The 6,995-nt window shown below is 28.3% G+C and carries 4 protein-coding genes and 1 pseudogene; 3 read left to right on the top strand and 2 right to left on the bottom strand.

All coding sequences use genetic code 11. The annotated features are described in order from the left end of the window. Positions 1-613: pseudogene (locus AVBRAN12642_RS04380) on the top strand (hypothetical protein); the annotation flags it as partial. Positions 614-658: 45 nt separating this feature from the next. Beyond that, on the top strand, positions 659-1,309 hold the full coding sequence (locus tag AVBRAN12642_RS04375) for a hypothetical protein (RefSeq protein WP_336607996.1): 651 nt from the start codon (positions 659-661) through the stop codon (positions 1,307-1,309). A 137-nt stretch (positions 1,310-1,446) separates the two neighbouring features. On the opposite strand, the gene purU is transcribed toward AVBRAN12642_RS04375, so the two are convergent. After that, positions 1,447-2,274: a formyltetrahydrofolate deformylase gene (gene purU, locus AVBRAN12642_RS04370; RefSeq protein ID WP_214118690.1), complete on the bottom strand. Its 828-nt coding sequence runs from the start codon at positions 2,272-2,274 to the stop codon at positions 1,447-1,449. A gap of 3 nt (positions 2,275-2,277) precedes the next feature. Further along, complete coding sequence (locus AVBRAN12642_RS04365) at positions 2,278-4,887, bottom strand: valine--tRNA ligase (protein WP_336607154.1); 2,610 nt, start codon at positions 4,885-4,887, stop codon at positions 2,278-2,280. Positions 4,888-4,991: 104 nt separating this feature from the next. Between AVBRAN12642_RS04365 and AVBRAN12642_RS04360 the strand changes: the two genes are divergently transcribed. Further along, complete coding sequence (locus AVBRAN12642_RS04360) at positions 4,992-6,995, top strand: ATP-dependent helicase (protein ID WP_336607153.1); 2,004 nt, start codon at positions 4,992-4,994, stop codon at positions 6,993-6,995.

Here is a 6,995-nt window from a genome sequence, read left to right as displayed (position 1 = left end):
ATTTAATGGAGTAAATAATTTTTCAAATACTTATGCAAATACGCTTAATAGTAAAAATTCACAAAATAAAGCAAATGATGGAGCTAGTTTAGAATATCTAAAACTAGCCCAGCAAAAGCTAGAAAACGATCCGACTTATAATCCTTTTAATGATAGAAATTTAGATAAAAGTGAAATACTTAATCTAGCTTTATTTGGAGCATTAGACCCTGATATTGTAGAACAAAGAAAAATAGAATGGGAAAATACTCCAGACATTGATCCAGAAGAATTAGTAAAAACTCTAAATAAACTTTTTAAAAATTTAGATAAATTAACTTCAGATAGCATAAGTAATGAAGAAAAAAATAAATTAATGAAAAGTATTTTTTCTAATACAGATGAAGATTTAAAAATATCGCAATCTAAAGAAGAAATTAAACAAGAAGAAAAAGAAGAACAAACTAAAGAAAAACCTTACGAAGCCATAGAAGTAAAAGGCACAAGCACTCGTGAAAGTATGGAAGATATTTTAAGCAAACTTGATATTCAAAATATCAAAGATGAAAGAGATTTATTAGCTATATTTTTAGCTTATAAAAATGGCGAGAATTTATATGATAAAAGGGTTTAAAATAAAAGAATTTAAAAATCTTAATTTTTATCAAAAGAGTAAAAAATGAAAATTAATTTTAATGATTTAAATCTAAGAAATTGGAATGACGCTTATAAGGATTATCAAAAAGCAAAAACACCAGAAGAAGAGAATAAATACTTAAAAGAATTAAGTAATATCGCTTTATTTAAAGGTAAAAATGATAGTCAAGAAAACAATAATATAAGTAACAATAATGCATCGACAAATATTAGTGATATTTCTATATTTTATGTTTATATGCGAGATTTTGGTTATGCTAGGCTTCATCCTGAGATGTTTATTTCTAAGCTTTTTCAAAACGATGATGAGGCAAAGGATATTAAGGCATTTTTAAAAGAAAATGCCTTAAATAACGATTACACTGCTAATTATGATTATGAGATTAAAGAACTTTTTGCAAGTGATATTAGTGTAGATGAATTTAAGAAAAAATACTTAAAGCGTATAAACGAGCTTAAGCAAGAAAATCTAAAAGATAATATAAATGAAATTAGCGAAGAACTTAAAAAAGATGAGTTTAAACCCATAGAAGTAAAAAGTGATAATATTCGTGAAAGTATGGAAGAGATTTTAAGCAAATTAAATAAAACTGAAATCAAAAATGAAAGAGATTTATTGGCTATATTTTTAGCCTATAAAAATGGCGAGAATTTATATGATAAAAGAGTTTAGATTAAAAGAATTTAAAATCGTAAAAATTAGCATAATTTTAAAACTAATCACAAATTATTATATTTGTTTAATAAGCTAAGGAGTTTAATACAATTAAGGCTTAAAAACTTAAACCCTAATTGTATTTTTAAAATTTTTTAAAATATAATTGTTTTATTACCTGCAATAAATACTTTATCATCAAACACTTTTTCAAGGGCATTTCTTAGCACTAGAGTTTCTATTTTTTTACCTGCTTTTCTTAAATCTTTTGAATTATAAGTGTGATTTACTCTAACTATATCTTGAAAAATAATAGGTCCTTCATCTAAATTATCCGTTACAAAATGTGCACTTGCTCCTATGATTTTAACCCCACGCTCATAAGCTTGTAGATATGGATTTGCACCGATAAATGCAGGTAAAAAAGAATGATGAATATTGATGATTTTATCTTTAAAAGTATTTACAAAATTTGGGCTTAAAATCCGCATATATTTTGCTAATACTATATAATCAACATTGTATTTTTTAATCTCTTGAATTATATCTTGCTCGTAAAGTTCTTTATCTTTGCTAGTATCAATTAGGCTAAAATCTATATCAAATCTTTTCACAAAATCGCTTAAATCGTGATTTGCCATAACTTTTAAGATATTCGCATTTAGTTCATCTTCATAGTTTGCAAGTAGCAAATCCCCTAAACAATGAAGTTCTTTTGATGCTAGGATTATTATGTTTTTCTTTCTTTTTGGGCTAAATGTGATTTGTGCGTCTGTTAAAATCTGTTTTAAATTATTTATAAAATCATCTTTTACACTTTCACTTGAGCTTAAAATCGCTAGAAAATAAAAAGAATTTGTATCGCTATTTACAAATTCATTATTGCTTTCTATATTAAATCCTGCCTTATAAATCTCATTTGAGATAATAGCCACAAGCCCTTTTTTATCAGGGCAAGTGATTTTTAAGATATATTCATTCATAATTTATCCTATGTTATTTAATTCAGCTTTTATTTCATATAATTCATTTTCAGCTTTTTGCATAGCAATTTTGTTTTGTTCTACAACTTGTGCTGGTGCGTTAGCTACGAATTTTTCATTACTTAGCATTTTGTTTAGCTTTTCGTATTCTGCTAGAACTTTTTTATATCTATTTTCTAACTTAGCTTTCATTTCATCAAGTGCTTTGCTATCTACAAAAATAGCGGTTTTTAGGTTCGTGCTAACATTTACGCTAAAGCTTTCTTTAGGATTTTCATCTTGGCTTAATTCTCCTACTTTAGCTAATTTTGCTATTAGTTTTAGATAATATTCATCAAATTTATGTTCGCTTATAATTTGTGCCGGAGCGTTTTTATCAGTAATATTTGCTGTTTTTTTGATACTTCTTAGGCTATTAATCGCTTCTTTGCAAAGCTCGTAGTTTTTGATAATTTGCTCTTCAGTGGTTGAAATTTCATTTATTTTAGGATATTTTTCTACCATAATTGAGCCATTTTCAAAAATACTTGTCCCGCTTAATTTATGATATAAATAATCACTAATAAATGGCATAAATGGACTAAGTAATTTCATAGCGTTTAAAAATACGCTCGCAAGCTCATCTATACTACTCTCATCAGCCTTGCTAAACTCAATTCCATAATCACAAAACTCATCCCATAAAAACTTATAAATATTCATAGCAGCATCATTAAATCTATATTCATCTAAGTTTTTGCGAGTTTCATTTACGCATTTTTGAAATTCTGCGTTTATATAAATACCTAGTGTTGTTTTATAGTTACCTAGTATCTTATAATCCTTACCTTTAAGTAGTAAGAAATTTACCGCATTATAAAGCTTATTTGTGAAGTTACGAACTAAAATCATTCTATCTTCACTCATTCTAATATCTCTTCCTTGAACGGCTAAAAGTGCTAAAGTAAAGCGTAAAATGTCAGCACTATATTTATCAATGCTATCAAGTGGGTCGATTACATTGCCTTTACTTTTGCTCATTTTTTGTCCGTTTTCATCTTTTACAAGTGCGTGAAGATAAATGTCTTTAAATGGGATTTCGCCTAGCTCATTTTCACTTTGAAATAACATTCTGCATACCCAGAAAAATAATATATCAAAGCCTGTAATTAAAAGCGAATTTGGATAAAAGTCTTTTATATCGCTTTCATTCCATAAAGTGCCTTTACCAAAATCGCCATTGTTATAACCTAGAGTTGAAAATGCCCAAAGTCCCGAGCTAAACCAAGTATCAAGAACATCTTTATCTTGAGTGATACTATCGCAGCCACATTTTTCGCATTTTTCTACCTTTCTCTCACTTACATGAATATGTTCGCACTCATCACAATAATAAACAGGAATTTGATGTCCCCACCAAAGTTGTCTGCTGATACACCAAGGGCGTAATTCTCTTAACCAAGCATTAAAGCTATTTATCCAATGAGCTGGATAAAACTTAGCATCACCATTATTTACCTTTTCTATAACTTTTGTTGCGATATCAGTTTTTACAAACCATTGTTTAGAAATATACGGCTCAACGATATTTTTACAACGATAACAATGTCCAACTTGATTTACATAATCTTCAATTTTTTCAATAAAGCCTAATTCGTTTAGTTTATCAACTACTATTTTTCTAGCCTCAAGTCTTTCAAGTCCTTTAAACTCAGCACAATGCTCGTTTAAAATTCCATTTTCATCAAAAATAGTTAAAAACTCTAAATCATGTCTAAGTCCTACTTCATAGTCATTATTATCGTGAGCTGGTGTTACTTTTACAATTCCTGTTCCAAAGCTCATATCAACATGACTATCAGCTATGATTTTTATTTTACGATTTACAATAGGCAGCGTAACTTCTTTACCAACTAAGTGCTTATATCTTTCATCTTCTGGATTTATCATTACAGCAGTATCACCAAAATAAGTCTCAGGTCTAGTAGTTGCAACTACTAAATAATCCTTATCATTTAAAAAATATCTTATATGATAAAGTTTGCCTTTATTTTCTTCATATTCAACCTCAATATCACTTAATGCTCCATCTTTTGTGCACCAGTTTATCATTCTGTTATTTTGCTCTATTAAGCCTTTATTATAAAGGTCCACAAAAGCTTTTTTAACAGCGTTTTGAAGCCCTTCATCCATAGTAAAACGAAGTCTTGAAAAGGCAGGAGTAATGCCTAGTGCTTGCATTTGCTTAACTATAGCTCCACCGCTTTGCTCTTTCCACTCCCATACTTTTTCTATGAATTTTTCACGCCCTAATTCTTCTTTTTTAATCCCTTTTACTAAAAGTTGCTTTTCAACTACATTTTGAGTGGCAATGCCTGCGTGGTCAAGCCCAGGTTGATAAAGCACTTTATAGCCATCCATTCTTTTATATCTTGTAATAATGTCTTGAAGTGTAAAAGTAAGTGCGTGTCCTATATGTAAAACACCTGTAACATTTGGCGGTGGCATCATAATTGCAAAGTTTTTGCCATTTTCTTGAATGTTTTTATTTCCATCTATTTCAAAATAGCCTTTTTGTTTGCAAAATTCATAATAATCTTTTTCAATTTCTTTTGGATTGTAAAAATCGCTCATAAATAATCCTTAAATTAGTGTTTTTTGCCATTTTATTAATTTTTGCTTATTTTTAGGTTATTTTGCTAGACTTTTTGGCTTTTAATTTAATTTGTGGAGATGTTTTGAATAGATTAAATGATGAACAATTTGCGGCGGTTAATACTAGTTTAGGTAGTAATTTGATAATAGCAAGTGCAGGAACAGGAAAGACAAGCACAATAGTTGCAAGGATAGAAAAATTATTAAATGATGGTGCTAAAGCAAATAGCATTATGCTACTTACATTTACAAACAAAGCCGCTCGTGAAATGATAGCAAGACTTGAAAAAAAACTCGGCTCAAGCAAGATAAAAGGCATTGTAAGTGGGACATTTCACGCAATTAGTCTTGAATATCTTAAAAAGCATAAAAACATTCAGCTTAAGCGAAATAGTGAATTAAGAGCCTTGCTAAAAAGTATTTACGAAAAATATTCTCCTAATAAAGATGATTTGTTTGATTATTCATATTTAGCCGATATTTATTCAAGGTTTAATAATACTAATTTAGTTGATGATTTTCGTGGATATTTGAATGCTAATTATGAAGAGCAAGGCGATAATATTAATTTTTATTGCAAAGTTTTAAGCGAATACGAAGAACAAAAAAAAGCTCATAATTATTATGATTTTGATGATTTATTACTAAATGCTAAGGATTTTTTCACAAATGATTATAAAAATGAGCCTTTTTATGAAGTTTTAGTAGATGAATATCAAGATACAAATAATCTTCAAAGTGCGATTTTAGACGCAATCCCTAAAAAATCTCTTTTTTGTGTAGGAGATTATGACCAAAGCATTTATGCTTTTAATGGGGCAAATATAGAAATAATTGGAAGTTTTAAAGACAGATATAAAAATGCTAAAATTTATTCACTCAATAAAAACTATAGAAGCGTTAGCAATATTTTAGAATTTGCAAATAGGGTTATTACAAAAAACGAAAGACTATATCCAAAAGAGCTAATCGTAACTAGAAAAGAAGCTACAAAACCTATTAAATTACATAGTTTTAATCTAGCAAACGAACAATATGAATTCATTGCCAATGATATTTTAAGCAAACTTGAAGCAAACAATAGAGCTGATATTGCAGTGATTTATCGCAATAATTCAAGTGGTGATTTAATGGAAAGAAGCCTAAAGCAAAAGGGTATTAAAATAGCTAGAAAAGGTGGCAGTAGTTTTTATGAATTAAAAGAAATAAATACTCTTATAAATCTAGCTAATTTAACTAATAAAAATAGTGATATTTTAAGCTTTTTAGGGATTTTATTAGAGAGTAAAGGTGTTGGAAATGCTAAGGTAAATATTATTTATAAAGCATTTTTAGAATTAGGAAATGGCTCTTTATTAGAAGGTATTTTAAGACCTATTAAAAAAGATAATTACGATTTTTTAGCTAAAAGCGATGAAGCTTTTGGTCTGTTTGCAAGCACTCAAAATCAAGCTAAGCAAAGTGAGTTTAGCTTTTTAGCAACCGAGTTTAAAAATAATCCTGTTTTATTGTTAAAAGAATTAAAATTTGATAATGTAACCTTTCTTGAAGAACTTTATAAATTCTTAAAAGAAAATGAAAATATTGATAATCCTAGCATTTTATTAAACAATGCTTATTCATCTAAGATTTTTAGCTTGATTATCAATAATCTTGCAGCTAAGCGTTCTTTTAAAGGTGCAAAAATAGTTAATGAGATAAAAGAGCAAAAGCTAGAAAATATTAAAAATAATTGTAAATATATTTTAGACGATGCGAAAAACTATAATACTTTTAAAGAATTTTATGAAAAAACTATTTTAAATATTGATTATGAAAATACTAAAGGGGTTCAGCTTTTAACCGTTCATGCTAGTAAAGGTTTAGAATTTGAAATTGTTTATTTGATTGACTTAGCACAAGGTAGATTTCCAAATCTAAAGCTTAGCAAAAGTGCTGGGGGTATTGATGAAGAGCGAAGATTATTTTATGTAGCACTTACAAGAGCAAAAGATGAGCTTATTATGAGCTGGGCTAAAAGGCAAAAAGAAGATGATAAAACAGATGCAATACGCTCAATTTTTATTGATGAAGGTAAGAAAAATTAA

Origin of the sequence: Campylobacter sp. RM12642, from assembly GCF_020137635.1 — a bacterium.
GTDB lineage: Bacteria > Campylobacterota > Campylobacteria > Campylobacterales > Campylobacteraceae > Campylobacter_E.
This window is presented reverse-complemented; position numbering and strand designations above follow the sequence as displayed.